The 24911-nt window shown below is 67.4% G+C and carries 28 protein-coding genes and 4 pseudogenes; 16 read left to right on the forward strand and 16 right to left on the reverse strand.

Annotated features, from left to right (window positions below; all coding sequences use genetic code 11):
* Nucleotides 1–2: 2 nt before the first annotated feature.
* Entirely contained in the window at nt 3–479 is a 477-nt protein-coding gene (locus tag PSS76_RS15010) for a DUF4383 domain-containing protein (protein ID WP_069856416.1), read from the reverse strand.
* A 172-nt stretch (nt 480–651) separates the two neighbouring features.
* Here PSS76_RS15010 and PSS76_RS15015 point away from each other — a divergent pair, with 172 nt between their 5' ends.
* Both PSS76_RS15015 and PSS76_RS15020 read left to right on the forward strand, forming a co-directional pair.
* On the forward strand, nt 652–1077 hold the full coding sequence (locus tag PSS76_RS15015; RefSeq protein WP_013416192.1) for a hypothetical protein: 426 nt from the start codon (nt 652–654) through the stop codon (nt 1075–1077).
* A gap of 53 nt (nt 1078–1130) precedes the next feature.
* A complete protein-coding gene (locus PSS76_RS15020) occupies nt 1131–1301 on the forward strand; it encodes a hypothetical protein (RefSeq protein WP_337456309.1) in 171 nt (56 codons plus the stop codon).
* A gap of 13 nt (nt 1302–1314) precedes the next feature.
* Here PSS76_RS15020 and PSS76_RS15025 read toward each other — a convergent pair whose 3' ends face one another.
* From PSS76_RS15025 to PSS76_RS15050, 6 genes and pseudogenes are all read right to left on the reverse strand, one after another.
* Nucleotides 1315–1491 carry a UDP binding domain-containing protein gene (locus PSS76_RS15025; protein ID WP_272818707.1) on the reverse strand — a complete coding sequence of 59 codons (177 nt, stop codon included), beginning with the start codon at nt 1489–1491 and terminating at the stop codon, nt 1315–1317.
* Complete coding sequence (locus PSS76_RS15030; RefSeq protein ID WP_272818706.1) at nt 1488–2621, reverse strand: UDP-glucose dehydrogenase family protein; 1134 nt, start codon at nt 2619–2621, stop codon at nt 1488–1490. Before PSS76_RS15030 ends, PSS76_RS15025 begins: the two co-directional genes overlap by 4 nt.
* A gap of 8 nt (nt 2622–2629) precedes the next feature.
* Nucleotides 2630–3556: a glycosyltransferase family 9 protein gene (locus PSS76_RS15035; protein ID WP_041674271.1), complete on the reverse strand. Its 927-nt coding sequence runs from the start codon at nt 3554–3556 to the stop codon at nt 2630–2632.
* Nucleotides 3547–4236 (reverse strand): SDR family oxidoreductase, encoded by a 690-nt coding sequence (locus tag PSS76_RS15040; RefSeq protein ID WP_005512829.1) that lies wholly within the window; start codon nt 4234–4236, stop codon nt 3547–3549. Before PSS76_RS15040 ends, PSS76_RS15035 begins: the two co-directional genes overlap by 10 nt.
* Nucleotides 4233–5681: a PfkB family carbohydrate kinase gene (locus tag PSS76_RS15045; protein ID WP_337456310.1), complete on the reverse strand. Its 1449-nt coding sequence runs from the start codon at nt 5679–5681 to the stop codon at nt 4233–4235. The genes PSS76_RS15040 and PSS76_RS15045 overlap by 4 nt, the downstream gene beginning before the upstream one ends.
* Nucleotides 5678–6255 (reverse strand): annotated as a pseudogene (locus PSS76_RS15050) (D-sedoheptulose-7-phosphate isomerase). The gene PSS76_RS15045 and the pseudogene PSS76_RS15050 overlap by 4 nt, the downstream one beginning before the upstream one ends.
* Before the next feature lie 122 nt (nt 6256–6377).
* Between PSS76_RS15050 and PSS76_RS15055 the strand changes: the two are divergent.
* Nucleotides 6378–6986, forward strand: coding sequence for a flavodoxin family protein (locus PSS76_RS15055; RefSeq protein ID WP_013416199.1), 609 nt, complete (start codon nt 6378–6380; stop codon nt 6984–6986).
* A 55-nt stretch (nt 6987–7041) separates the two neighbouring features.
* Here PSS76_RS15055 and PSS76_RS15060 read toward each other — a convergent pair whose 3' ends face one another.
* Both PSS76_RS15060 and PSS76_RS15065 read right to left on the reverse strand, forming a co-directional pair.
* Entirely contained in the window at nt 7042–7173 is a 132-nt protein-coding gene (locus PSS76_RS15060; RefSeq protein ID WP_217451346.1) for a ferritin family protein, read from the reverse strand.
* Complete coding sequence (locus PSS76_RS15065) at nt 7170–7421, reverse strand: hypothetical protein (RefSeq protein WP_217451347.1); 252 nt, start codon at nt 7419–7421, stop codon at nt 7170–7172. Before PSS76_RS15065 ends, PSS76_RS15060 begins: the two co-directional genes overlap by 4 nt.
* Before the next feature lie 202 nt (nt 7422–7623).
* Here PSS76_RS15065 and PSS76_RS15070 point away from each other — a divergent pair, with 202 nt between their 5' ends.
* Together PSS76_RS15070 and PSS76_RS15075 are read left to right on the forward strand one after the other, a co-directional pair.
* On the forward strand, nt 7624–8214 hold the full coding sequence (locus PSS76_RS15070) for a TetR/AcrR family transcriptional regulator (RefSeq protein WP_037085177.1): 591 nt from the start codon (nt 7624–7626) through the stop codon (nt 8212–8214).
* 110 nt (nt 8215–8324) lie between these two features.
* Nucleotides 8325–9059 (forward strand): SDR family NAD(P)-dependent oxidoreductase, encoded by a 735-nt coding sequence (locus PSS76_RS15075; protein ID WP_064077956.1) that lies wholly within the window; start codon nt 8325–8327, stop codon nt 9057–9059.
* Nucleotides 9060–10195: 1136 nt separating this feature from the next.
* Here the strand turns inward: PSS76_RS15075 and PSS76_RS15085 are convergent.
* The 4 genes from PSS76_RS15085 to PSS76_RS15100 form a co-directional block, all read right to left on the reverse strand.
* Nucleotides 10196–10393 (reverse strand): hypothetical protein, encoded by a 198-nt coding sequence (locus PSS76_RS15085; RefSeq protein WP_013416201.1) that lies wholly within the window; start codon nt 10391–10393, stop codon nt 10196–10198.
* A 633-nt stretch (nt 10394–11026) separates the two neighbouring features.
* Nucleotides 11027–12196 carry an MFS transporter gene (locus tag PSS76_RS15090; protein ID WP_013416203.1) on the reverse strand — a complete coding sequence of 390 codons (1170 nt, stop codon included), beginning with the start codon at nt 12194–12196 and terminating at the stop codon, nt 11027–11029.
* 109 nt (nt 12197–12305) lie between these two features.
* Nucleotides 12306–12908, reverse strand: a complete 603-nt coding sequence (locus PSS76_RS15095; RefSeq protein ID WP_005512814.1) for a TetR/AcrR family transcriptional regulator — start codon at nt 12906–12908, stop codon at nt 12306–12308.
* A 67-nt stretch (nt 12909–12975) separates the two neighbouring features.
* Entirely contained in the window at nt 12976–13848 is an 873-nt protein-coding gene (locus tag PSS76_RS15100) for an aldo/keto reductase family oxidoreductase (protein WP_084869683.1), read from the reverse strand.
* A 127-nt stretch (nt 13849–13975) separates the two neighbouring features.
* Between PSS76_RS15100 and PSS76_RS15105 the strand changes: the two genes are divergently transcribed.
* Nucleotides 13976–14425: a winged helix-turn-helix transcriptional regulator gene (locus tag PSS76_RS15105; protein ID WP_064058753.1), complete on the forward strand. Its 450-nt coding sequence runs from the start codon at nt 13976–13978 to the stop codon at nt 14423–14425.
* Nucleotides 14426–14512: 87 nt separating this feature from the next.
* Here PSS76_RS15105 and PSS76_RS15110 read toward each other — a convergent pair whose 3' ends face one another.
* Complete coding sequence (locus PSS76_RS15110; protein WP_233282380.1) at nt 14513–15010, reverse strand: CGNR zinc finger domain-containing protein; 498 nt, start codon at nt 15008–15010, stop codon at nt 14513–14515.
* A gap of 83 nt (nt 15011–15093) precedes the next feature.
* Here PSS76_RS15110 and PSS76_RS15115 point away from each other — a divergent pair, with 83 nt between their 5' ends.
* From PSS76_RS15115 to PSS76_RS15140, 5 genes and pseudogenes are all read left to right on the forward strand, one after another.
* Nucleotides 15094–15972, forward strand: coding sequence for an alpha/beta fold hydrolase (locus PSS76_RS15115; RefSeq protein ID WP_064077957.1), 879 nt, complete (start codon nt 15094–15096; stop codon nt 15970–15972).
* Nucleotides 15969–16655, forward strand: a pseudogene (locus tag PSS76_RS15120) (NAD(P)H-binding protein). The gene PSS76_RS15115 and the pseudogene PSS76_RS15120 overlap by 4 nt, the downstream one beginning before the upstream one ends.
* Nucleotides 16656–16916: 261 nt before the next feature.
* Nucleotides 16917–17273, forward strand: a complete 357-nt coding sequence (locus PSS76_RS15125) for a hypothetical protein (RefSeq protein ID WP_337456311.1) — start codon at nt 16917–16919, stop codon at nt 17271–17273.
* 734 nt (nt 17274–18007) lie between these two features.
* Nucleotides 18008–20071 carry a DUF6924 domain-containing protein gene (locus PSS76_RS23950; protein ID WP_511731161.1) on the forward strand — a complete coding sequence of 688 codons (2064 nt, stop codon included), beginning with the start codon at nt 18008–18010 and terminating at the stop codon, nt 20069–20071.
* 521 nt (nt 20072–20592) lie between these two features.
* Entirely contained in the window at nt 20593–21060 is a 468-nt protein-coding gene (locus PSS76_RS15140) for a hypothetical protein (protein ID WP_013416210.1), read from the forward strand.
* Nucleotides 21061–21315: 255 nt separating this feature from the next.
* Here the strand turns inward: PSS76_RS15140 and PSS76_RS15145 are convergent, their stop codons facing one another.
* Entirely contained in the window at nt 21316–21699 is a 384-nt protein-coding gene (locus PSS76_RS15145; protein WP_013416211.1) for a hypothetical protein, read from the reverse strand.
* 209 nt (nt 21700–21908) lie between these two features.
* Between PSS76_RS15145 and PSS76_RS15150 the strand changes: the two genes are divergently transcribed.
* From PSS76_RS15150 to PSS76_RS15165, 4 genes are all read left to right on the forward strand, one after another.
* Entirely contained in the window at nt 21909–22205 is a 297-nt protein-coding gene (locus PSS76_RS15150) for a hypothetical protein (RefSeq protein WP_064058758.1), read from the forward strand.
* 215 nt (nt 22206–22420) lie between these two features.
* The gene (locus PSS76_RS15155; protein ID WP_254593116.1) at nt 22421–22762 is read left to right on the forward strand and encodes an MBL fold metallo-hydrolase; all 342 of its coding nucleotides are present in this window, start codon (nt 22421–22423) and stop codon (nt 22760–22762) included.
* The gene (locus PSS76_RS15160) at nt 22687–23115 is read left to right on the forward strand and encodes an MBL fold metallo-hydrolase (RefSeq protein ID WP_254597440.1); all 429 of its coding nucleotides are present in this window, start codon (nt 22687–22689) and stop codon (nt 23113–23115) included. Before PSS76_RS15155 ends, PSS76_RS15160 begins: the two co-directional genes overlap by 76 nt.
* Before the next feature lie 27 nt (nt 23116–23142).
* On the forward strand, nt 23143–23718 hold the full coding sequence (locus tag PSS76_RS15165; protein WP_064077962.1) for a DUF488 domain-containing protein: 576 nt from the start codon (nt 23143–23145) through the stop codon (nt 23716–23718).
* 68 nt (nt 23719–23786) lie between these two features.
* On the opposite strand, the pseudogene PSS76_RS15170 reads toward PSS76_RS15165, so the two are convergent.
* Nucleotides 23787–24569: pseudogene (locus PSS76_RS15170) on the reverse strand (alpha/beta fold hydrolase); the annotation flags it as partial.
* Between the two features lie 40 nt (nt 24570–24609).
* On the opposite strand from PSS76_RS15170, the pseudogene PSS76_RS15175 reads away from it, so the two are divergent.
* A pseudogene (locus PSS76_RS15175) lies at nt 24610–24813 on the forward strand (hypothetical protein); the annotation flags it as partial.
* Nucleotides 24814–24911 lie beyond the last annotated feature (98 nt).

The raw sequence follows: 24911 nt of genomic DNA on the forward strand, positions 1-24911 counted from the left end.
GGTCAGTCCATCCGCCTGGACGCCGGCTGCGCGTTGCGCGTCTCCATCGGCGGGAGGAAACCGCCGATGACGATCATCGCGACCGCGAGCCCCAGGTGGAGCCAGTTGTCGGCGTCGTTGACCGGAATGAAGTTCGCCGCGTCGTCACGGTTGATCGACACACCGTAGATCCACACCGCGAAGTAGACCACGCCTCCGGCGATCAGGTAAGTCCGCGCCATTTGCATGCTCCGGGCCATCACGATTCCGGCCACACCGAACGCAAGATGGATGATGTTGTGCAGGACGGAAACTTCGAAGATTCCGAGCAGCTTCGCATCGGAATGGTGGCCGGCCCACGTCATCGTGTCGTAGTCGGTCGTGATCCCGGGGATGAAGCCCGCGATTCCGACGACGAGGAACACGACACCGAAGACCAGCGCCACCACCTCGGTGGCCGAGCGCTTGCGAGCCGACGTCGGCCGAGTGTCGCTGGACATGTCGTACCCCTTCCTGTTCGGGTCCGAGCGGGGTACCCCGCGATCGCGGCGGTCAACCCCCGGCGGGCGGGGAAATCCGCTCACGGACATCGAGCGTGTGGCATACCCAGCGAATGGGTACCCGACGTCCACGGAGGGGCGGACGGCGAGCACGGACATCGAGGAGGCAGCCATGACGCAGCGACCGGGCGAACATCTGGAGGAGGAACCGCAATCGGAGCGGGGCGCGCCGGGCTCCCGCGATACCGGGGCCGAGGAGCCGAGTGCAGGCGACCACCGGCGCGAGGGCGCCTTCGAGGACGAGTCGACGATCTCGTCGGGCGAACCGGGGTGGCAGCGGCCCGCGGATGCCGGCGGACACGGCGCGTCCTCCGACGAGGCCGCGATACCGCCGTACGACGATCGCCAGCAGGAGGCCAAGTCCCCCGAGCACATGCGTGCACGCGCCGGCGATCCCGACGGCGCCGGGCAGGCACAGAAGAGCGGCGTGCAACACGAACGACCGTCCGAGTCCGACCCCGGGGTCGGACCGGCACACCAGGGTGGTACGCGCCGGGGCGAGGACCACCCCCCGGAGACCACGCACCCGGAGAAGTAGCGCCGCGAACCGGCGCGGCAGCGAAGCACTGGAACGTCGAGGAGGATCAGCAGATGGAAATACTCGTCATCGTCGCACTCGTGGTGATCGTCGCCGCGATCAACGTGCGCTGGTGGCATCGCAGGCGCCAGGGCAACTCGCCCACCCCGGAAGCCGGTACGGCCGAGGGCAAGACCCGGCAGATGAACGACGTGCACCGGGAGCGCCGCAACGACGAATCGTGAGTCTGCCCAACGTTCACGGCCTGCCGATCCCGCGGTAGGAGAAGCCACAGGCCTCCAGAGCCGCGGGATCGAGCAGGTTTCGCGCATCGATGACGAGCGGCCGCTGCACTTCTCGCGCCGCGGCGCGCCAGTCGACGGTCCGGAACTCGAGCCATTCGGTGAGGACCACCACGGCCGACGCGCTCTTCACCGCCGCCGCCGGTTTGCGACCACCTGGAACTCGCCCTCCGCGTCCACGGCCGATGCCCGCCCTGAGCCGCATGCCGGGTCGTACGCGGTCACGACCGCGCCGCGGACACACAGTTCGTGGACGACCGCCAGCGCGGGCGACTCCCGCACGTCGCCAGTGCCTGCCTTGAAGGTCAGACCGAGGACCCCTATCCGATATCCGGCCAGGGATGCCGCCGGTTCCCCCGTGAGCTCGCGGACGATGTCGGCCACCAGCCGGCGGCGATGGCGGGCGTTCGACTGCACCGCCGCCCGCACGGTGTCCAGCACCACCCCCGCCCGCCGCCCGGCGTCGAGCATGCCGCAGGTGTCCTTGGGCAGGCAGGATCCACCCCATCCCGGACCGGGCGCGAGGAACGCACCTCCGATTCGCGGATCCGCCGCCATCACCGCGGTCACCTCGGTCACGTCGGCGCCCACCGCCGAGCACAGATCGGCGAGTTCGTTGGTGTACGACGCCTTGACCGCGAGGAAGCTGTTGCACGCGTACTTCGCGAGTTCGGCGCTCGCCCAGTCCGTGCGGAAGATCGGCGCGGGAACCGACCGGTACAGCGACGTGACGGCGTCGACGGCGGCGCCGTCGGCACCACCGACCACGATCCGTTCGGGCCGCAGGAAGTCCGCCACCGAACGGCCTTCGCGGAGGAACTCGGGATTGCTGACCACGTCGATACGGCCGCGGCCGATGGAATCCTGCAGTGTGCGAGCGCTTCCCGGCGGGACGGTGGATTTCACCGCCAGCACCACCGGCCCCGCGATCTCGCGGGTGATGCGTCGGGACACCGATGTCACGCTCGCCAGGTCGGGTGCGCCGTCCCGGCCGGAGGGCGTGGGCAGGCAGAGAACCACGACACCGCACGAGGTGAGTGCACCGAGTTCGGTGTCGAAACACACCGTCCCGCCGCGCAATCCGGCGTGCACGAGCTCGGCGAGACGCGGCTCGAGAATGTCGACCACACCCCGCCGTAACCGCTCGACTCGGGTCGCATCGCTGTCCACACACCGCACCGAGTGGCCCAGGTGCGACAGACAGGCCGCCGTCGTCAGCCCCACGTACCCGGCCCCCACTACGCCCACCGGACCTGCGGACATCGCGCACCTCACCTCTCCAGTTGCACGGACGCGGCGGCCACGACGTCGGCCGCCTCGATGTCCGCCAGACCGGGGTCCAGACGCGCACCGTGCGGGTCGCCGCGACGGCCGGTCCACAACACCGTGTGCAGATGTCGGTCCACCCGCGGACCCCACGTCCGCGGCGGTGTGGGCCCGAACAGCACCACCGATCGCGTTCCGAACGCCGTTGCCAGATGGGCGATTCCGGTGTCACCGCAGACCACCAGCCGGGCATGCGAGACCAGCGCGGCGAGTTCGCCGAGCCGGCACGGGACCGCACGCCGGACCGGGACACCCGATCCGACGGCCCGGCACACGTCGTCGACGAGTCCGCCTTCCCCCGGACCCCCGGTGACCACGACGGCTCCCCCGTACGCACTCCACAGTTCGCGAATCACGGCGGCGAACCGAGCTGCGGGCCAGCGGCGGGCCGCGCTCGCCGCGCCGGGGTGGACCACGATCGCACCCTCGACGGGCGCCGATCGGGGTCGTCCGATCCGCAGTTCCGTCGGATCGGCGGGCACCCCGTGGTGCCGCAGCAGCGCGCACCAACGATCGACCTCGTGCAGATGCTCGTCCCATTCCGGGCCGTCGGCGCCGATGCCCGGATCGCGATGACACCAGACGCCGCCCGGTCCCGCGCCGCGCAGCAACGTCGTGCTCTGCGGGCCCCGGCCGTGGAGATTGACGGCCAGGTCGGGACGGGTGTGCACGGCCATGGCGCGCAGCCCGGACGTCGGCACGATGTCGTCGATCCCGCCGATCAGGCCGACGAGGTCCCGCAGCCCGATCGGCGTGGCCAGGCGCAGACGTGCGTTCGGGAACTCGCGCCGCAGCGCACGCAACGCCGGGACCGCGGTCGCCAGGTCACCCACCCCGAGCGCACGCAGCACCAGCACGTCGCTCACGGCCACGACGACTCTTCGGAGGCGCACACGACCATCTCGCGGATCTCGCACCCCTCCGGCTGTCCCAGCGCGTACACCACGGTCGCGGCCACGTCCTCCGGCCGGTTCAGGTGGGCGTCCGGGGGCGGACGGTACTGCGCGGTGCGCCCGTCGAAGAACGACGTGTCCATGCCACCGGGCACCAGCAGGGTCACGCCGTATCGTCCCGCCGTCTCCGCCGCGAGTGCCCGGGTGAAACCGACGACACCGAACTTCGCCGCGCAGTAGGCAGTCGCGTCGCTCACCGCCTTCAGACCCAGGGTCGAGGCGCACGTCACGATGCGGCCGGACGGGCTGGCCAGATGCGGCAGTGCCGCACGGACGACGGCCGCGGTCCCCATCAGGTCGACGGCGACGACGCGCTCCCAGTCGGCTGCGGCGACCTCGTCCAGCCTGCCGCAGCAGTCGATGCCGGCGGCGGTGAACACCCCGTCGAGTCGGCCGCCCACGCTGCCTGCGAGTTCGGCGGTGGCCTCGGCGACCGCCGAACTGTCCGCGATGTCCACGAGCCGATAGGCGTGTTCCGCGTCGGGCACCGCCATGTCGAGTACGAGCGGCGTTCCTCCCGCCTTGGCGACGGCGGTCGCGGTCGCGGCGCCCAGGCCCGACGCTCCGCCCGAGATGAGCACGTTGCCGATGTCGATCACGGATTCCTCCCTTCGGATCCGAGACCGGCCCGGCCCCGGAAAGCTTCGTGATGCGATTCGATCGCGGCGACGACCTTGGTGGTCGAGTAGTCGCCGAGCGGCGGGACGGTGCGGACCTCGCCGCCGTTCCGCCGCACGGTCTCGGCCTCGGGGAGATCGGCCGGTCGATAGTCCCCGCCCTTCACCCACACGTCCGGTCGCAACCGCTCCAGCAGGCGGGTCGGCGTGTCGTCGTCGAACACCGCCACCGAGTCGACGGTGTCGAGTTCGCGCAGCATCGCCGCGCGCACGTCCTGCCCGAGCACCGGGCGCCCGGCCCCCTTCAGCCGGCGGACGGACGAATCCGAGTTCAGGCACACCACCAGTGCGTCGCCGAGTGCCGCGGCCTCGCGCAGCAGGCGGAGATGACCCGGATGGACCAGATCGAAGCACCCGCCGGTTGCCACCAGCCGGCCTCCGTCCCGGTGCACGCGATCGGCGAGTGCGAAAGCGTCCGAGCAGGATCGGCTCGGACGACGAACCCGGCTCGATGCCGCCCCGCGGTCCACGGAGGCCATCGACCCCGCGCCGCCCGCGGACACGAACCGGGACGCGTGATCGACCGCGACCGTGACCGCTTCGGTCACCGACGCACCACCGCCCAGCGCGGCCGCGGCCGCCGCGGCGAAGCGGTCGCCGGCGCCGCATGTGTCCGACCGGCCGGTCCGCAACGTCACCGGCGTCTCCGGGACCGGGACCACGTGGACCGGCCGCCCCCGTTCGACGACGGTGGCACCGGCCGGGCCCTGGGTGATCGCAACGGCGCGTGTCCCCCACTGTCCGAGCAGGCGCCGCCCGGCCTCGGCCGGCACCAGCGCGTCGGCGCCGCCGCCGAGCGCACCGTAGGCCTCCCGCAGATTCGGCGTCACCAACGCGCACTCCGCGCCGGGCGCCGCCCCGCGCGGATGCGGATCCCAGACCACCGGAGCCATTCGGGCCCCGGACTCGACCAGGGCCCGGAGGCCCCGATGCCGCGTCGTTCCTCGCCCGTAGTCGGCGACGACGATCGCGTCCGCCCCCGCCAGCGCTCGCTCGACCGCGGAGGTCACGGGCGTGCCTGCGGTGACGCCGTCGCCGGAGTCGATCCGCAGCAGGTGCTGGACGTCGGTACGGATCCGGGTCTTGGTCACTGTCGCCCCCCGCAGGTCGAGCGGGACCACGTCGCAGTGTTCCGAAACGAGTTCGACGAGTCGCCGCCCCTCGGCGTCGGCGGCCACCGCCGTCACCAGCACCACCTCGCCGACGTCGCGGGCCGCCAGCACGGCGGCCAGCGCGGCGCCACCCGGACGCACCCGGACGCTGTCGGTGTCGAACACCGGGACCGGTGCCTCCGGCGACAGCCGGTCGACACGGCCCTCGAGGTCCACGTCGAGGAGCGAGTCCCCGAGCACCACGACGCGGGTCACTGCTCGGACCTCAGGGCCGTGTCGATCTCGGCGCACAACGCGTGCACGAGAACCAGGTGGATCTCCTGCACCGTGGAGACCCGGGGCGCGTCCACCGCGATGGCCTCGTCCACCACCGCCGCCAGCGGGTTGGGTTCGCGCCCCGTCATGGACCACGTCACGTCGTGACACCCAACTCGTGGGCCGCCTTGGCTGCGGTGAGGACGTTCGGACTGCGGCCACTCGTGGACAGGCAGAGCAGCACGTCGCCGGCGCGGGCATGGGCGCGGACCTGGCGCGCGAAGATCTCGTCGAGGCCGTAGTCGTTGGCGATCGCCGTGGCCGACGAGGTCTCGGCGTGAAGAGCGATCGCGGACAGTGGCATCCGCTCCTCTTCGAACCGGCCGACGAGCTCGCCGGTGAGGTGCTGCGCCTCCGCCGCACTGCCGCCGTTTCCACATGTCAACAGCCTCGCTCCCGAGGGCAGGACCGCGGCGAGATGCCGGCCCCACCGCTCGAGGCGGGGCGTCGCCGCGACCACGCCGTCCAGGGCCGCGTGAAGTTGCGCTGCATGGTCGTCGAGGTGCTCGGGCATCGGGGCCTCCCAGTTCCGAGTACGGGCGATCACGGGCTACCCGTGCCGACCGGCCCCAAACACCGACCTTGCGGATTCCGCGGAACATGCGTGAGCCCGCCCCGGCCTGGGTATCCGCAGGCATGACCGAACCGACTGCGCTCGCTCTCGTCTGCACACTCAAGGCTTCTCCGGCCCCCTCCAGCAGCGACCTGATCGCCCGGCAGGTCCTCGCCGAACTCGAGAAGCACGGCGTCTCGGGGCGCACGATGCGGGTCGTGGACCATCACGTCGCTCCCGGCGTCGAGAAGGATATGGGAGAGGGCGACCAGTGGCCGACGCTGCGCCGCGCGGTCCTCGAATCCGACATCGTGCTGATATCGACGCCCACGTGGCTCGGACAGATGTCGAGCGTCGCGAAACGCGTCCTCGAACGTCTCGACGCCGAACTCTCGGAAACCGACGACGAGGGGCGTCCGATCCTGTTCGACAAGGTCGCGGCAGCCGCGGTCGTCGGGAACGAGGACGGCGCCCACGCCATCGTTGCGAGCCTGTTCCAGGCATTGAACGACATCGGCTTCTCGGTGCCGGCCCAAGGTTGCACGTACTGGAACGGGGAGGCGATGACTCCCGGCGACTACAACGATCTCGGCGACGTGCCCGAGGCCGTGGCCTCGACGAACGCGACGCTCGCCGTGAACGCGGCACACCTCGCTCGCGTGCTGCGGGAGAACCGGTATCCGGGGACCTGACCGACCCATGACCGCGAGTCGACGGGCAGACAGCCCCGCTGGAGGCCATCGCGGATCAGTTGCCGAGGAGGTCGTTCAGGTCGTCGGCGTGGTCTTCTTCCTCGGCGAGAATGTCCTCGATGAGACGGCGGGTAGCCGGGTCCGAGTTGCCGATCCACCGCACCATCTCCTGACAGGTGGTGATCACGATGCGCTCGGCGGCACGCAACCCGTGCTGAATCTCCTCGTGGCGTGTTCGGTGAACTCGGCTGCCACCTGCGCCCGGTCGATGCCGCTGGCCGCGATCGCGTTCTGCGTGTACCGCATGACGCAGACCATCTCAGTCGCCACCACCTGATTGATAACGTCGATCACTCGCTCGACCTCGGTAGTGTTACCCGAGGTCAACGCGCCCTGCTCCACCTGGCGCCGTGCGTCGTCGCGAATCGCGGTCACGTCCAGGCCCGGGACAACATGCCATCGCCCCAGCTGACGACACGAAAAGCACTCACCCCCAGTGAGTGTGCGGCCGAGCCATACGTGGAGCCCTCCCTAAGAGGTACGACAACCAGCCAACCGGCGAAAGATCGCTCGATAGACGGCGCTTCCGCTCGGCGCGATGATGGACCGGGTGGTCCAATACAGATATCCTGGCTGCATGCCGCGTCCACGCCAGTTCGAGGAAGAGGTTGTCCTGGCGGCCGTGCAGGCGGTGTTCTGGGACAACGGGTACGCAGGCACGTCCCTCGACGATCTCGTGGCAGCCAGCGGACTGGGCAAAGGGAGTCTGTACGGGGCATTCGGAGACAAACGGAGCTTGTTCCTGCGTGTGCTTCGCGAGTACGACGAGGCCAATGATCGAATGCTGCGTTCGTGGCTGGAGCAGGCCGACCGCGCTATCGATGTGATTCGCGGTTTCGTGACCGGACCCGTACGCGATCCCGGCGGCGAACAGGCTCGTCGCGGTTGCCTGCTCGCCAATACCGCGATGGAGCTCTCCATGAGCACTGCGGAGGTGGCTGCTGAGGCTCGGCGCAGCTACGCCGCAACCACTTCCATGCTGGTCGATGCGATACGGCGAGCGCAGCGCGAGGGCGACATCGCCCTCCATGTCGATTCGGAAGACGCCGCCCATGCGGTGCTGGCAGGTCAGCTCGGGCTGATTGTCCTCGGCCGGGTCGGTCAGGACCCCGCCGCCCTGTCGATTACGGCCGAGACCCTGCTCAACGGCCTGTTACCCAAGCCCTGAGCATTCCCGCAATGGCGTGAGGGCGAACGATTCCGCCTCCATTCTTGACTAAACGGTCCACATCGGCTGTTATGGACTGGTCGGTAAATAACAAGAAGGTAGGAGCTACCATGAAGGTCCTGGAAGGCAAGGTCGCGGTCGTAACCGGGGGTAACGCGGGTATCGGACTGGCGATCGCGCGGGCGTACCTCGACGAGGGTGCACGAGTGTTCGTCGCCGGCCGTCGCCAGGCGCAGCTCGACGAGGTCGAGGCCGAACTCGGTCCCGGGGTGACCGGGATCCGCTGTGACGTGGGCAGGCTCGAGGATCTCGACGCGCTCTTTGCAACGGTTGCCGAGCAGGCGGGTCGGATCGATGTCCTGGTCGCCAACGCCGGGATCGGGATCGTGGCGCCGTTGGGCGAGATCACCGAGGAGCAGTTCGACGCCATGTTCACCACCAACGTCAAGGGCTCGCTGTTCACCGTGCAGAAGGCCTTGCCGCTGCTCTCGGCGGGGGCGTCGATCATCCTCACCGGATCGACGGCGGCCTCGCGGCCCGAGCCGTATCTGCCCGTGTACGGGGCGACCAAGGCTGCGCTTCGTAACCTGGTTCGCGGGTTCGCCCACGTCGCCGGGGAGCGTCGATACCGGATCAACATGCTCTCCCCGGGCGGTACCCGCACGCAGGGTCTAGTCGACCTGATCTCAGCCGAGGCGGTCGCCTCCGCCGGGGCGTCGGTTCCACTCGGCCGGTTGGCCGAGCCCCAAGAGATCGCCGCGGCGGCCGTCTTCCTCGCCTCGGACGCGTCCAGCTATGTCAACGGCTCCGAGCTAGCCGTGGACGGCGGCTTCGCTCAGATTTGAGCCGCGCAGATGCACCCCGCCCGGCAGGAGCTGTGCAGAGCATGTGCGAATAGCACTGTCACTGCTCGGGGGCGATGCCCTGGACGTGGAGGTCGGCGATGGCGGTCCACACGGTCACCAGCCCGCCTACTGTTTCGGGCTCGAGCATCAGGGGATTCTCCACGGCCGCATCGTGTCGCCGGGCTTCGTATTGCGCACCCTCTCTGGTGGCGCAGCGGCGACCATCCATCCGTCGCAGTGGTTTCAGCTGATCGCGGCCGGCGGCTCGTTGTTCATGGCCGCGTCGGCACGCCCTCAGCTCCCACAACGTTCACCACCACAGAAATCTGCTGGCCGATCTTGACACCACCCCACCGCCACAATGTCAACAAGCCGTGGCCCACATAGCCCGGGACGGGCCGTAGCCTCCAAGTGGCGCCATGGTTGAGCAGCGGTGCCGGCGGCTACGCAAGCTCCCCTACCTGCTGGTGCGCCCCGACAGGAATGACCCGCCATCAGAGACTGGCGGGTCTTCCAGTCGCCAACCACGAGCCGCTGCATCTGGGGGCAGTGCCGCGGGACGAGATCCCGGATGAGCGGTGAGGTATCCGAGACCCCGGCCGACTACAACCGGATACGCGAACCGGTCAACGAAGGGTGTGGCCATCCACGCTCGCAGCCACCACGGCGCCCGCGACAGATCGAAGCGTGCCGCGAATCCCTTCGGGATGCTGTTCCAGCCCTCGAGTCTCACTCCCCCATTCTCCAGTTCCGCTGTCGCGATCGTCGAACCTCAGACCTCGACGGCTCACCACATCGAAAGCTGATCGTCACTGCCACCCGACCGCCGACGCCGCTTCGTCTGCTTCGACTGCGCCGCGGCGGGTTCGTCGGTGACGATTCCAGCACGTAGGGCACGTTCGAGTTCGGGGCGCGGGTCGACTCCCGCGGCCGCCGCGATCGCGGCCTTGATCCCGGTGCGGTGCGCGAGTGGCGCGGCCGGCGTCGGTGTCGCGGGCGACCCACGCCTGCTGCCATGTATCCGATCCGGGCTGCAGCGCGTCGATCGTCTCCGCGACCGCCTCGGGTGGCACTTCCCTCGCGCCCATACGGCGCAGCGTAGGTCGCGGTGCGCAATTGCTTTGAACTACACGCCACTACGGAGAACATGACGACAGTTCGTGACCGAAGGTCCACGCGACCGTCGTGGCGGCGCCCACCACGGCGGCGGCTCCGAGCATCCGGAGGGCTCCGGACGGGAACGCCGCGTGCCGCGTCGTGGGCTCGTCGGTGCCTGCCGGCCGCGGTGCGTCGCCGACGGCGGACGGGACATGGATCCGCACCCACACGGTCACCGCCGCGGCGACTGCTACGGCGCGTGTGCCGAAGCGCGGCGTGCCCGTCGTCGCGTGCCCCGGTCGAGCTCGTTCCCGGGGCCGAGCACGCGGACATCACGCTGGCCGTGCGGGGCGGGCGTCTGGAATCGCGCGCCGGGACATCCGAGTTGCCGAGCCGGATCGACGACCTGCAACAGGAGGTCGACGACGGTCCGTGCCTGCAGGCGATCTGGGAGCACGAGACGGTTCGGGTGGACGACATGGCGCACGAGGACCGGTGGGGATCGGCTCGATGCTCGCCTTCCAGCTCTACACCACCGAGTCGAACCTGGGCGCGCTCAATCTGTTGAGTGCCTCTCCCCATGCGTTCGACGCCGCCTCGGTGAGCGTGGGGGGTTCACTGGCCACGCATGCGGCGATCGCGGTGATCGCGGTGATCGCGGTGATCGCGGTGATCGCAGCCCAACGCGAGGGCGCAACCTCACCGAGGGGGATGAACGCCCTTCCGCCTGACTCGTCGATTCCGGCGAAGGAAGAGGTCGATCCGCTTCGTTGGGACGATATCGATCTGCCACGCGAACCGTCTTCCACCCTCCGCCCAGGTGCGTCGCGGTCACGCACCTGGGCGAGCAGTGCACCGGGAAGCGGAGCTCAGCTGACGCCGACCTCGACCTCGGCCGGCCGATCGAGTTCGTCGTTCGCCGCCCGCGTGCGGCCTCTCTGCAGGGCGAGCGTGACCGCGGCCAGAAGCGCGAACGCGCTGCCGGTCCACATGGCAACTGCGGGATCGTTTCCGAACATGCTGATGGTCAAGGCGCTCAACGCAGTTCCGGCGGTGATGCCCAAAGTGATCACCGACGTGTGGAAGGTGCTGACGAGATTTCCCGTGCCCCCGATTTCGACGACCCGGGTCACCAGGGGCGGGTTCATGGACACCCCGGCGAGCCCGACGACAAGCACCATGGTGAGAACCAGAGGTTGGGTCTGGCCCGCGAGTGCGAGCACGCCGAGTGAGACGAACAGCAAGGCATGGCCGAATCGCAGAACGCCGACGGCGTGCTTGTCTGCCAGCTTCCCGACGATCAGATTGCCGACGAGGGCACAGAGTCCGTACGCGAGGAGTATCAGCGTCGTCGCGTCCGCACCGAACCCGGCGCTGTCCTCGAGAAGAGGAGTGAAGTAGGAGAACGCCGCGTATGCAGCTCCGATGGTCAGGAAGCTCACGAGGTAGCGCGCCCACAGGCTGGGGAGACGAAGATTGCGCAAGTCCTGAGCATTGTCGGCGGCACTGGCGGCGCTCCTCGGAGCAAGCGTGAGGAGGCTGAGCGCGAATACGGCCAGGGCGGCAGCGCCGAGAATGTAGAAGGTGGCCTGCCAGTTCCAGCGTCCGGCGATGAAGTGGGAAACGGGAAGCCCTACCACCGTGCCGACCATGATGCCGCTCAATACGATCGACACGGCTTCGCCGATCTTGTCCGTACTCGGCGCAAGTCTGGTGGCGTAGACGATCGATAGCCCTACGGCAGCTCCTGCGAGGCAGCCGGTCAGGATGCGCATCAGCACCACCCACCAGTACTCGTGCACGACGGGTACGAGCATCTCGGGGACTGCGTAGGCGGCGACAACTGTGAGCAGTGCCTGCTTGGGTGGGCGGTGCCGCAGAGCATAGGCGATCACCGGTCCACCGAGTGCCATGCCGAGCGCGAATATCGAGACGAGCAACCCGATCCTTCCTGTGTCCACGTCGAGGTCCTCGGCCATCTCGGACATCATCGCGGGCACTTGCAGCTCACTCGAGACCACGATGATCATCGTCAGCATGAGTAGGTACAGGTGTTTCTTCAATGGACTTCCTTCGGTGATCGAAAACTTGTTATGTATTTGAGAGTCCAAAATGCGGGCAGAGTTCGAGAGTGCAGTGCACCGACGTTCACGCCCTCAGGGAGTCGATGTGCAGATCGGCGACCTTGCGCAGCTCGGCGGGCATGGTGCCCGCCTGTGCCAGGACACGTATCCCGGAGATCGCCGACACCACCATCAGGGCGGCCTGCTTCGGTGCGAGATCCGTCCGCAGGGTGCCGTCGAGTCGTCCGGCTCGTACCGCGTCGGCCACGAGCGCGAGCTGATCGGCCAGGAAGCGGTCGAGGATGTCCTTCACTCGGGGTTCGCGCGCGCCGACGTCGGGCGCCATGTGAGTGCTCACGACCATGCATCCTGCGGCGTGCCCGTTCTTCCTGGCTTGACGCTCTTCGTCCAGGACGAGCGCGAAGAGGGCTGTCAGGCGTTCAGCTCCCGACAGTTCGACGTCCGTCAGGACCGATTCCTGCTGCTCCTTGGCGACGGCGACGCTTCTCTCCAGCGAGCGAACGAACAATTCGTCCTTCGAGGTGAAGGTGTTGTACAGACTGCTCCGGCGGACGCCGGCCGCGTCGCACAGCTGCTCGGTAGAGGTATCCGCGAACCCGTGCACCCGGAACTGTTCGGCGGAAGCGTCCAGAACCGCGACCTCGTCGAACCCTCTCGGCCTGCCCATGCCCGCCACGCTACACAATTATGTACTCAGCTGTCCAAAAGGCCGCTGGAGCGCTGCCGTCCGGGGGTCAGCGACCGATCCTGTCCAGCTCGGTCACGGCGTCCTCGGGAAGTGAAAGCGCCGCGCCGGTGATGTTTTCGTGGAGGTGTGCCGTCGACGATGTGCCGGGGATCAGCAAGATGTTCGGGGATCGCTGGAGGAGCCACGCGAGAGCCACCGCCAGCGGCGCCGCCTCGAGCTCTTCCGACACCGCCGAGAGCCTTTCGGACTGCAGCGGCGTGAACCCGCCCAGCGGAAAGAACGGCACATAGGCGATGCCCTGTTCGGCGAGTTGGTCGATGAGGGCGTCGTCGTAGCGGTGCGTGAGGTTGTACATGTTCTGAACGCACACGATCGGGGCGATGTCCTGCGCCTCGGCGACCTGCGCGGGGGTGACGTTGCTGACCCCGAGATGTCTGATCAGACCCTCTTCCTGCAGTTCCGAGAGCGTGCCGAACGCTTCTGCGAGGGAGCCGGGTTGCGGGCCGGTCGCGTCGCCCATCCGCATGTTGACGAGATCGAGAACCTCGACCCCCAGGGACCGAAGGTTCTGCTGCACCTGCGTTCGGAGGTCTTCGGGCCGCCGGGCGGTGGGCCAGCCGCCTCGGGCGTCGCGCTTCGCGCCCACCTTCGTGGCGATGAACAGTGAGTCGGGGTAGGGGCGGAGGGCTTCGCCGATCAGCTCGTTCGTGGTCCGGGGGCCATATGCGTCGCTGGTGTCGATGTGGGTGATGCCGGCTGCCACGGCCTCCCGGAGAACGGCCAGAGCGCCGTCGCGGTCGGCGGGTGAACCCATGGCTCCGGGACCCGCGAGCTGCATTGCGCCGTAGCCGAACCTGGTGACGGCAGAGTCGCCGAGAGTCCAAGTGCCGCCGGGAAGTGAAGTGTCGAGTGCTTCCATCGTATTCGCCTGTTCCTTGATCCGAGGTGGCGCTCGCCGCCACCGACGACCATCATCGAAGAGTCGCTTCCCGTGTGGAAGTAGGCACCTCGAAGTGCGTAACTTACTCGAGAGGAAGCGGACCGAATTGGCAACGACGAGCGCGGCCCAGAAGCGAGCGGTGGAGAAGGCTCAGTACAACGCGTTTCTGGCGCAGTGTCCGAGTCGGCAACTGCTCGACCGGATCTCCGACAAGTGGGTCGTTCTGGTCCTGTGCGCACTCGGTGGCGAGGCGTCGGATCGCGGGAGCACGGAAGTCGATACGGCAGACGCCGCAAAGGCGCTGCGCTACTCCGAGATTGCGCGGATACTGGCCGGCGTCAGTCAGAAGATGTTGACGCAGACGTTGCGAGCACTCGAGCGTGACGGTCTGATCACGCGCACCGTCATACCGACGGTGCCGGTCACCGTTTCCTACGAGCTGACCGACCTCGGTCGATCGCTCCACCAGGTGACCCGAGGCCTGCGCAGTTGGGCCCAGGATCACATGCCGCAGATCCTTTCCCACCGGGGTCTGCACGACGAGGGCGGCGTCTGACCGCGGCGCCCGCGGGTTGGTAGCCACGAATGCACCGGCTGTGGCCGTCGACTTCGGCGCGCTGCCGCGTGTGCGCTACTCGGCGCGTCAGACCTCCCGTCTGCGGTGGGCGTGTGTGCGCACCTTCATCCTGTTCCCGCAGGTGCTCATGGAGCACCACTTGGCGCTTCCCGGACGACTGTGGTCGATGAGGAAGAGGTTGCACTCGGCGTTGGCGCAGGGGCGAAGTCGGCCGGGCATTCGCTCCGTGACCTCGGACCAGGCCATCGCGGCACGAACCGCGAGCCGTTCGTCCGAGGAAGTCTGCAACTCCCACTTGATCCCGGTGAGCCCGACCTCGGGGGTGAGAACCGCGTCGCGAAGCAGTGAGTCGAGGGCTGCATGGGCGTCGGCCTGGTCGCGAATTACGTCGTGCAGGGCGTTCCGCATCCGCTGGAGGTGCGCGATCTCGGTCTGCGACCCCGTTCCACCGAACTGCTGGGTCAACTCGCGACCGGCTGAACCTGGCAGGTTGTCGACCTTCTTGCCGTCGACGATCGGTGCGCTGTTCAGCAATGCCAACAGCAGATCCTCGTCCTGAACCACTTGCACCCCTTCCTCCGGTCGCGTCGGTCTACTCCTCATGCTACCTTCGCGCTAACCAGTTACACCTATTTAAGGGGTTAGTCATGAGTGTTGTCCACCACCGCACCGTCGCCGTCGGCGACCACGAGGTCTTCTACCGTGAATCAGGATCCCCGGATGCGCCCGTTCTCCTTCTGCTGCACGGATACCCGAGCAGCTCGCACATGTTTCGCCGCCTCATCCCGGCGCTTGCGGGCACGTATCGGGTGATCGCTCCCGACCACATCGGGTTCGGCCGCTCGTCGGCTCCTTCCGTCGACGACTTCGACTACTCGTTCGAGTCCCTGGCGAACGTGACGCGCGCCTTTCTGTCGACGATCGGTGTCGCGAAATACACCGTGTACGTACAGGACTACGGCGCACCGATCGCCTGGCGCCTGGCGTTGGCCGAGCCGCGGTCGGTCGAGGCCGTCATCTCGCAGAACGGTAATGCGTACGAGGAAGGTTTCGTGCCGGCGTTCTGGGAACCGATCTGGGCTTACGGCGCCGATCGGTCCGTCGAGCACGAAACCGCGTTGCGACCCGCACTCGAGCGAGAGGCGGTGGAATGGCAGTACAAGCACGGAGTCGCCGACCAGACGACCGTCGACCCCGACGCCTGGGAACACGACCTCGCTCTGCTCGGTCGCCCGGGATCCGACCGTGCTCAGCTGGACCTGTTCGCCGACTACGCGACCAATCGACAGCTGTACCCTGCGGTGCACGACTGGTTGCGCACCGCCCGGATTCCCGTACTCGCAGTGTGGGGGAGGAACGACGAGATCTTCGGGCCCGCCGGTGCCGAGGCCTTCCGGAAGGACGTGCCCCATGCGCGCATCGAGCTGATGGACGGCGGCCACTTCCTCCTCGAGTCGCACCTCGACGATGTTGTCCGCGTCATCGACGAATGGCGAAGCGAGACTTTCGATATGGCACGCCGATGAACGTTTTTGTCATCGGAATCACCGGGAGAGTCGGTCGGCTACTCGCTGAGCGACTAGCGGGCCGAGGCGACACCGTCAGGGGCCTGACGCGGTCGACCCGTGACCAGGAGGAGTTCGCTGCAGTCAATATCGAGACTGTCGTCGCGGAACTCGGTGCGATGACGCCGCACGACCTCGCATCGGCCGTCGCCGACGCGGACGTGATCGTATTCGCCGCGGGATCGAACGGTGGAAAACGAGGTGTCACCGAGGCTGTCGACCGGGAGGGGGTCGCCAAGACCATCGAAGCGGCGCGCCTGGCCGGCGTCGGCCGGGTGGCGCTCGTGTCCGTGTTCCCCGAGGCGTGGAGAGAGCGCAGCCTTCCGGCAGACGAGTAGTACTACTTCTCCGTGAAGAAGGAGGCGGAGGTTGTACTCACCCGCAGCGGACTGGACTGGGTGATCCTGCGCCCCTCTCTGCTGACGGACGACGCCGAAACCGGGCTCGTCGCCCTCGGCCCCGCCGAACTGCACGGTCGAATCAGCCGAGGCGACGTGGCCGCGACGCTCGCCCACATTCTGCACGAACCCCGCATCGGCAGGCAGATCCTCGAACTGAACGAGGGAAACACCCGCATCGACGCAGCAGTCTCGCGCGCACTCGTCGAGGCCGGGCGGGTGGAGCGCGGAACGACACATCCGTAGTTCCATCGCACGGAGGTCGGAGCACGGTCTCCGAGGATCGCGCCATGATCCGACTTCCGTCACAGCTGATCGCCGCCGGGCCCCACCGGCGTCGCCGACGCGGCACCGTTGATCGCCCTGACGATAGGCAATACCTACACCCTCTCCCTGTTGCGGGGCCGGCAACGGGTCCTCGACGCACCCTTCCCACCGATGGCCAACGGTGATGACAAGTAGGTTGGAATCCGGCGGTTCCGGCTACGGACGACATACTGTGCCCACATGTCGACAACGTTGCGCCGCACACTGCGATACGGGGTCCTCATCCTCACCGCGCTGCTCGCCGCCGGGATCCTCTACACGATGTTCATCTACCACAGCATCAATATCTTCACCCCACCCGAACGACTCGAATCCCTCGGCCGCACATACCTCCTCAGCAACAGCCGGAGCCACGAGCGCGACGAGATCCGCCGACCGAGGCACGCCGACTACACCCTCGAACATGTCAGCAACCTCTGGCCCCGCCACGCCATCTACCAATTCCAGAACGACGAAATCCGCGGCCAAGCCACCACCCGTGCCTACCTCAAATGGGGCGACCGCTACTTCGAATACAGCCTCTCTGGCGGGCCCTGACCAAGCAGTTCTGCGAGAAGTATGGGTTCGTCGAACTGCCGCCCGCTGACCCCGCCGTCGCTCCGATGACCTACGCCGGGTCACCGCGAGGACGATCCCCTTGCGGAGCGCGAGCCCCAGTGGCGATCGAGCGCAGCAACGTCCCGCCACGACGCGTCGGAAGAACCCCGCCATCCAACCGCGGAAGTCGCACCCAGGTCGGGAGTGAGTGTGTCCGGTGGAGGTTGGTCTATCGGGACGCGCGGAGAGGTCCCCTGGGCATCACGTCTGTCGGTTGCCTCAGAAATGATCGCCTCATGAGTGGAACCAACAGAAGTGAACGTTCCCCCGCGCTACTCCCGGGTGGATCCCTGGGTGATCAGCGACAATACCGAAGCTGAGATCGCGTTCCTAGAAGCAGCGATTCAAGCGTACGAGACCCCCGGCTCGCGGATGCTCGGACCCGACGGACGCATTGGTCACGTCGAGGCTGTCGACCGTGCAGTAGAAGCTGGTGCTCGACTTTTGACTCAGCCAACCGAATCGGCCTTCGGCGAGCGGGAGGCCCGCGTTCGCGATCCCCAAGGTCACCTGTGGTGGGTTCACGAGCGGTTCGAGGACGTTGCCCCGGCCGACCTCGCGCAGAGGTTCGCCGACCCTGGCGCGCAACAGGCAATGGCCTACGTCCAAGACTCATTGACAAATGAGCCGTCCCGCGCCCGATATGCCATCCCTGCCGAGCGTTCGTGCGGGTGGTGGCGCTGTCCTTGCCGCGAGTTCGGACACCGACGGACACCTTCATCACCACCAAAGCACACCGTCGGGTTCGCCGAGTTCGCCGACACCGTCCGCCGCGAGGCGACCATCGGAATCTGCTACGCCCAGCCGGAGTCGGCAAAACCCTCTCTGCCCGCCGCCACGCCCGCTGGGACAAAGCCGAACCACTCCTCGAAGAATGGGGACCACGCGACAAGGACGCTGAACGCCCCATCAGCGCCGCACGCGCACGCGCACGCAACCGCACCATCGTCTACACCCTCTACGCTGGCACCACCGTCCGACGCATCCACGAAGACCTCGCCCGCATCACCACCCACGCCAGCGTCTGCATCGGTGAGCACACCGACCCCTCCGCCCGCGGCGACCGCATCCAACTCCGCATCATCGACGAATCCGAACACCTGACCTCCAGCGCCCTCGAGATGCTCCGCGACGAATACGACCGGGGCAACCACGGACTGATCTTCATCGGGGATGCCAGGCATCGAAAATGGCTTCTCCTGCCACGCCCAGCTTTACAGCCGTGTCAGGTTCGCCCACCACTACCGTACGCACGCGCGGCCGAGTTCTGGGGTGCCGGATACATTGGGCGAATGTCGATGACGTGGCCGCAGGTGCGCGGACTGAGCTACAGCACGATGGGTCGATCGGTGCGTGCCGAGACGTGGGCCGACGGCACGTATACGGGCAAGGTGTGGTTTCAGCCGCCGACCTCGTGGCGGATCGAGAACGCCTCCGGTGAGGTCACCTACATCGAGAACGCGACTGACGAGTACCGCCGCGGCGACGACGGAATCATGGTGCATGTGGTGAAGTCCCCGCATCGGTGGGTGATGATGACCGGTCACGCACCCTCCCTCCTCCTGCAGGCGTACTCGATGTGGTTGCCGCAGGAGCAGGGTGTTCCCGCTCAGTTGGATGAACCCACCTCGCCGCGAGAAGTCGACGTGCGCGGCCGCACCGGCTGGGAAGTGCAGTTCACAGACCAGTCCATCAACCGCACGGGCCGTATTGTCACTTACGTCATCGACGCGGAAACCGGTGTCGCACTGTCCCGATCGACGCCAGGTCTTGCCCTGGAACTCTCAGACCCCCTGATCGACGAGCCCTTCGACCCTGCCTTGTTCACCTGGACCGGACCCACCCGGGACGAGGAAGACCTCGCCAACGCAGGTCAGCGTGAGTACGAAGCGAAGATGCAGGCGCTGTCCCAGATGCCGGCCGCGCAGGTCACCTGGACACCGGGGAAGATCCAGGCCCGGCCCATCGACGGCGATCCTCGCACCGGGGCATTGAATCTGCAGGTCATGCCCAACTATCAGGATTTCACGCTGCGGCAATGGGTGACCGAACTCGGCGAGCCTGCAGGCGAATTGAGCACCCGGACCCCACTGATGCACCGCGCCACGGTCGGCCCGTGGACCTACGAGATCCGCAGTCACACGCCGATCGACACCGGCGACTGCGAACGCATCATCGCCTCGATCGTTCCCGCGGATCTGCCCTCTACCCCGGCCGATCAGATTCGCGAGGCAATCGACCTGGAGGCCGCCGAACAGGCCGATGCCAAACTGACCCGGATGCTCGGGACCGGACGCCGACTCGCTGACTATCTCGGCGGCGACGGGGGCGTCTCCCTCCTGATCCGAACAGACTTCAGCGACGACGCGAAGTGGCGTGAAGCCGCTGCGGCCGCAATGGCACCCGGAGAAGGCGAGAACTCGGACTTCTCGGCTGACCTCACCTGCATCGACAATCCCGAGAACAATGGACTGTCGATCCCCGACCTGATCGAGCGCATCGGGGACCATCCGCCGTACTACGTCTTCATCGCCGACCACACCACCATCACCGACCCCGAACACCCGATCCTCGCCGTCGACACCGGCCCCGAGGACTTCGGCAGCACCCGCGGCCAGACCGTCCGCGTCATCCCCTCTCAGATGTGGTCCGTCGAAAACAACCTCTCCATCAGCAACATGGACTTCGACGAATTCGTCGAGTCCGCCGGCCCGGACGGGGTCTACCGTGGTTTCTGACCGCGCGCGCCCCCGACACGGTGCCATCACACGTACCGGCGCGCGCCGTCGGAGGCGTCGACCCACAAACAGACGTCGAGTTCGCTGCACCCGTTGGCGGATCAGGCGCGGATGCAGACCTATGCGAGCCAGCGGTCATCAGCGATTCGGAGCCAGCAGTGGAGGTACCCGTGCATCCGCGCTTCCAGCTGCACTCCCCCAGCCCGCACGCGCAGCGGCGAGACGCGCGAGACATCCACGAATACCGTTGCGGGACTGTTCAGATGGCGAACCGTCGGGGTGCCGGGAAAGAGCTCTACCCAGCCGTCGAGGCCGGGTGGAGGGTTCACCGCGCCATCCTCAGTGGTGCAACAGCGCCGCTGTCGTCGGTGTCCCATAGCTACGCCACGCCGATGCCCGCACACATTCCCAGGTGAGCGTCCTGCCCGACGCCGCAACGACCGAGGATCACACCGGCGGCGGTTGTGTGAGGCCAAGATCAAGAATCAACACTGGCCATCTCGGACGAAGAGGACTCAAGTATGCGACTGACCTCCCGTGCCGCGCTCATTGCAGCAGCCGCCATTCCACTCGCAACCGCAGCACCGGCGGCCGCATCCGCCGCCAGCGCAGGCGACGTAACCTACAGCTTCGCCGTCGACGGCTCCACCGTCATCAACACGATCACCAACAACTCCGGAACCGAACTGTCCTGTGCGACAGTCCTGGCGGAGGCGCCCGGGGGTGTCCTCCCACCAGTCGCTGACGTCGTGCTCGGCCCCCAGCCCTGGCAGACCGGAGGCCCTACCCCGGCCGGAGTCACCACACAAACACTCACCGACGTCCCCGCTGGCTCCTACGTCATACTCGCGACTTGCGGACGCCACGAGAACGATCGGGCCATGTGGGTGGCCGAGTATCCCGGGATCGAGGAATACCTCACCCCTTTCCAAATCCCAGCCTTCACCGTCCCGCAAGAATCAACCGTCATCTCCATCCTCGGAGACTGACTGCTCGTATCGCGACCGGCGCGGCACCGCAGCGATCAGCAGTGTGATGCCGCGCCCGGTTGGTCGGCCACTTCACCCGGACCGGCAATGCACCCATGGAGCGACTCTGGGTTGTCCTCAATCGCCTCCCGTTGCGAACTGACCTATCCCGCCAGGCATCCACACTCGGCGATCGCTATTACAGGACTCCTCGGGGCAGCATCAGCCCTGTGGATCCGGCTTGGCTACCGTACCGAAGAAGCGGACGACGTCTGATTACTCAGCGATCGGATCAAGGACCGGCCCTTCCAGGTGGTAGGTGGGTCCGTCTTTCAGTTGGTCCGCTGTGAAGGACGGCTGCGGGATGTTGTTACTCACCCACAGCTCGTAGATTCTCTGGTTCGCGGCGATCGCCTCGAAATACGCGGAGTAGGTGCATGTCCCAGTCCAATTGTCGGGATCCGTTTCGATCGATTCGACTCTCAAGGGCGCGGTCGCAGTGGTCGCAGCGGATCCAGCAGAGATGGATACCACGTAGCCCGGCACAAGGTGCGCGGCACCGGCCCAGACGCACTCACCGGAATCGACCCTCGCCTCGTCTGCGTCACCAGTAATCGTCACCATCGCAGCGAACGTCGCGGGCGTATCCACGTTGGTCACACAACCCGACAGAGCCCCTGCTCCCACAACCGGCGCCGCCACGGCCGCGATCAACCCCCGCCTGTACCCCATAGCAACACCCTAGGCAGTACCGCAGCCACAACTCTCGACGTACCGCGTGGGTGTGCCGCGCCCTCAAATATGAAGTCGCTCTTCCCCACGCTGAAGACCGCCTAGAGTCGAAATCGCGTATCTACGAGGGGGTAGCAATGGTGGTCGGCGTAATCGCAACACTGTTAGCGGTCGTGCTGAACGCAATGGGTGCCGTGATGGCGGCCCGCGACAACGATGGTCAGCGTGCAACGCGGCGTTCCATGCGCGGACGTCGTTGTCGCGACGCGGCATGGCTCTCGAGCATCGTTGCCGCGCTGGCTATCGGAAGCGCGCTCTGGAATTCGGCGCCGGGCGTGAGCATCGGTGTCGTCGTCACAGTGCTCGTTCTCACCCAGGGCTTGCCAGTACTCGTCGTGACGTTGGCCCAACGCGGGCGGGCGGCGCACCGCTGAGCGCTGACGGGCGGACCGGTCAACCCCCCCCAAAAAAAGGAAGAAGAACGGTCCGGCCGTACGAGCGCCCGTATGCCGACCGGTGCACCTGCAGCGTCGATGAACCGTGCGGTCTTCACTGCTCGGCCGACATTGAGTCACAATCGATTCCCGTGACGACGGTTGAGGAAGTAGCGCCCGATGTGTTCCGTGGCAGCGGAACGCATGTGAACTTCGTGCTCCTGCGAGATGGTGACGCGCTCACTTTGATCGACGGCGGCTATCCAGGCGATGTGGCCGCAGTCGACGGGGCGATCCGATCGCTGGAGCGGCGGCCGGAGGATGTGCAGGGCACGCTGCTCACACATGCGCACGTCGACCACATGGGCGCGATCGTCTCGTTCCATGAACGCTACGGAATCCCCGTCTTCACCGATCCCACCGAGGTGGCGCACGCCGACGGGACTACCTCGAGCAGGCCACCGGTAAGGACTTCATCCCGATGCTGCACAGGCATGGCGTGCTGCCGTGGCTGCTGCGCATCGCCCGCGCCGGCGCCACCAGGTCGGTGTCAGTGAACGCGCAGGCCGTCACCTCCGGTCGCCCCCTGGACCTCCCGGGCGGCCCGGTGCCGGTCGCCACCCACGGCCACACTTCCGGGCACACCGCGTTCCATTTGCCGCAGCACGGTGTCGTCGTCACCGGCGATGCCCTGGTCACCGCGCATCCGCTGTCGAAGACTCAGGGCCCGCAACTGCTTCCGCCGGTCTTCGACCACGGTCACGCGGACACACTCGCAGCACTCGACCACCTCGCCGGCCTCGACGCGGACACCGTCTTGCCGGGCCACGGCCCGGTGGTGTCGATGGCGATCGCGGCCGCCATCGATCTGGCGCGTGAAGCGGCGTGCCCGCGCGAGTACCCGGTGTGATCGTCGCCTTGCTGCGAGCATGGGGCCATGAGCGCCGAACCGGGTGAGCTGTGGACGATCGGGCACTGGACCTGCCCGCCGTCCGTCGTGCTCGACACGCTCGCGCAGGCCGACATCGACATGGTCGTGGACGTGCGGAAGATGCCGGGATCGCGGCGCAGTCCGCAGTTCGACGCCGACGAGATGACCGCGTGGCTGGGTGCCGCAGACATCGAGTACCTCCATCTCACCGAGCTCGCCGGTCGGCGGCCCAAGCAGCACGACGTCGACCCCACGATCAACGCCGGCTGGCAGAACACGAGCTTCAAGAACTACGCCGACTACACGCTCACCGCAGGTTTCGACGCGGGCCTGAAGCGACTCACCACATTGGCCGCCGATCGGCACGTCGCGATCATGTGCGGCGAGCCGATGCCGTGGCGTTGCCACCGCCTGCTGATTGCGAACACACTGACCGCCCGCGGCTGGAGCGTGGTGCATCTGGTGAACAACGCCGCGCCGCGGCCGCATCGGCTGGGGCAATGGGGCGCGGCTCCGTCGGTGGACCCGGACGGGGTGGTCACCTATCCGCCCGACCCGGCGCCTGCGGCCGGATCACCGTAGCCGCCGCCTCGGAGCTGTCGGTGTGTGCGCGGCAACCTGCGGCGCCTACTCCGACGATCCGATCCGAACTATGTGGTCCCACCGGACGGCGTCGCTGTCCGAGTGACGGCGAGCACCGCCGCCAGACCCTCCTGCAGATCCCGGACGAAATGGTCAGGGACCTCCAGCGACGGGAAGTGACCGCCGGTCTCGGGTTCCTGCCATCGGACGATCCGCCGATACCGCTGCTCCGCCCACGGGCGTGGGCACTTCTCGATGTCGCGGGGATACATGGTGATCGCGGACGGCACGTCGACCCGAAGCTCGGGATCGAGCGAGTCGTGGCTCTCGTAGTAGATGCGGGCCGCCGAGGCGCCGGTCCGCGTCAGCCAGTACAGCGTGACGTCGTCGAGCACCACGTCCATCGAGATCGTCTCGAAGGGACTGTCCTCGGTGTCCGACCACTCGGCGAACTTGTCGAGGATCCAGGCGAGCAGCCCCACCGGGGAGTCGACCAGCGAGTACCCGACGGTCTGCGGCCGCGTGGCCTGCTGCTTCGCGTACGCCGCCCGGTGGTGCCAGAAGTCGCGGGTCTCCTCGGTCCATCGGCGCTCGTCCGCCGTCAGCCCGTCCACGGACAACCCCGGCGGTGCCTCCGCGAACAGGGTGTGGACGCCCAAGACGTGCCCCGGGAACCGGCCCGCGAGCACCGTGGTGATGTTGCCGCCCCAGTCGCCGCCAGGCGCGAGGAACCGGTCGTAGCCGAGCCGTCCCATCAGCTGTACCCAGGCGGCCGCAATCTTCTCGGTGCCCCACCCGGTGGTGGTGGGGCGGTCGCTGTAGCCGAAGCCGGGCAGCGACGGAACCGAGACCCTCCCGACAGCAGCCGTCGACACCATCAACGACTGCAGCCTGCGGGGCCGCGCCTCGGCCGTCCTGACGTCCACGGGTGAGCGTCGGTGGCGACTCGGGTCGGCGTCCGGCGTCGACGACGCCCTGGGAGTGATCGCCGCCGACGCGATCGATGTCATCACTGGTGAACGCGACGGCAGACTGGCCCTGTGCGCATCACCCACCTGCCGGGCCGCGTTCTTCGACACCAACCGAAGCCGCACCCGCAGATGGTGCGACATGAACACGTGTGGCAATCGCGAGAAGAAGGCCCGCTTCATGGCCAACCACCGCACGAACACCGACGGCTGGCCGGCGTCACC

This window comes from Prescottella sp. D32, assembly GCF_037287305.1.
Taxonomy (GTDB): domain Bacteria; phylum Actinomycetota; class Actinomycetes; order Mycobacteriales; family Mycobacteriaceae; genus Prescottella; species Prescottella equi.

What these genes read in the sequence shown, in the direction of transcription:
- PSS76_RS15010 (WP_069856416.1), bottom strand. Translation starts at nt 479, where the DNA reads ATGTCCAGCGACACTCGGCCGACGTCGGCTCGCAAGCGCTCGGCCACC.
- PSS76_RS15015 (WP_013416192.1), top strand. Translation starts at nt 652, where the DNA reads ATGACGCAGCGACCGGGCGAACATCTGGAGGAGGAACCGCAATCGGAG.
- PSS76_RS15020 (WP_337456309.1), top strand. Translation starts at nt 1,131, where the DNA reads ATGGAAATACTCGTCATCGTCGCACTCGTGGTGATCGTCGCCGCGATC.
- PSS76_RS15030 (WP_272818706.1), bottom strand. Translation starts at nt 2,621, where the DNA reads ATGTCCGCAGGTCCGGTGGGCGTAGTGGGGGCCGGGTACGTGGGGCTG.
- PSS76_RS15055 (WP_013416199.1), top strand. Translation starts at nt 6,378, where the DNA reads ATGACCGAACCGACTGCGCTCGCTCTCGTCTGCACACTCAAGGCTTCT.
- PSS76_RS15070 (WP_037085177.1), top strand. Translation starts at nt 7,624, where the DNA reads ATGCCGCGTCCACGCCAGTTCGAGGAAGAGGTTGTCCTGGCGGCCGTG.
- PSS76_RS15075 (WP_064077956.1), top strand. Translation starts at nt 8,325, where the DNA reads ATGAAGGTCCTGGAAGGCAAGGTCGCGGTCGTAACCGGGGGTAACGCG.
- PSS76_RS15090 (WP_013416203.1), bottom strand. Translation starts at nt 12,196, where the DNA reads ATGCTGACGATGATCATCGTGGTCTCGAGTGAGCTGCAAGTGCCCGCG.
- PSS76_RS15095 (WP_005512814.1), bottom strand. Translation starts at nt 12,908, where the DNA reads ATGGGCAGGCCGAGAGGGTTCGACGAGGTCGCGGTTCTGGACGCTTCC.
- PSS76_RS15100 (WP_084869683.1), bottom strand. Translation starts at nt 13,848, where the DNA reads ATGGAAGCACTCGACACTTCACTTCCCGGCGGCACTTGGACTCTCGGC.
- PSS76_RS15115 (WP_064077957.1), top strand. Translation starts at nt 15,094, where the DNA reads ATGAGTGTTGTCCACCACCGCACCGTCGCCGTCGGCGACCACGAGGTC.
- PSS76_RS15125 (WP_337456311.1), top strand. Translation starts at nt 16,917, where the DNA reads ATGTCGACAACGTTGCGCCGCACACTGCGATACGGGGTCCTCATCCTC.
- PSS76_RS15140 (WP_013416210.1), top strand. Translation starts at nt 20,593, where the DNA reads ATGCGACTGACCTCCCGTGCCGCGCTCATTGCAGCAGCCGCCATTCCA.
- PSS76_RS15150 (WP_064058758.1), top strand. Translation starts at nt 21,909, where the DNA reads ATGGTGGTCGGCGTAATCGCAACACTGTTAGCGGTCGTGCTGAACGCA.
- PSS76_RS15160 (WP_254597440.1), top strand. Translation starts at nt 22,687, where the DNA reads ATGCTGCACAGGCATGGCGTGCTGCCGTGGCTGCTGCGCATCGCCCGC.
- PSS76_RS15165 (WP_064077962.1), top strand. Translation starts at nt 23,143, where the DNA reads ATGAGCGCCGAACCGGGTGAGCTGTGGACGATCGGGCACTGGACCTGC.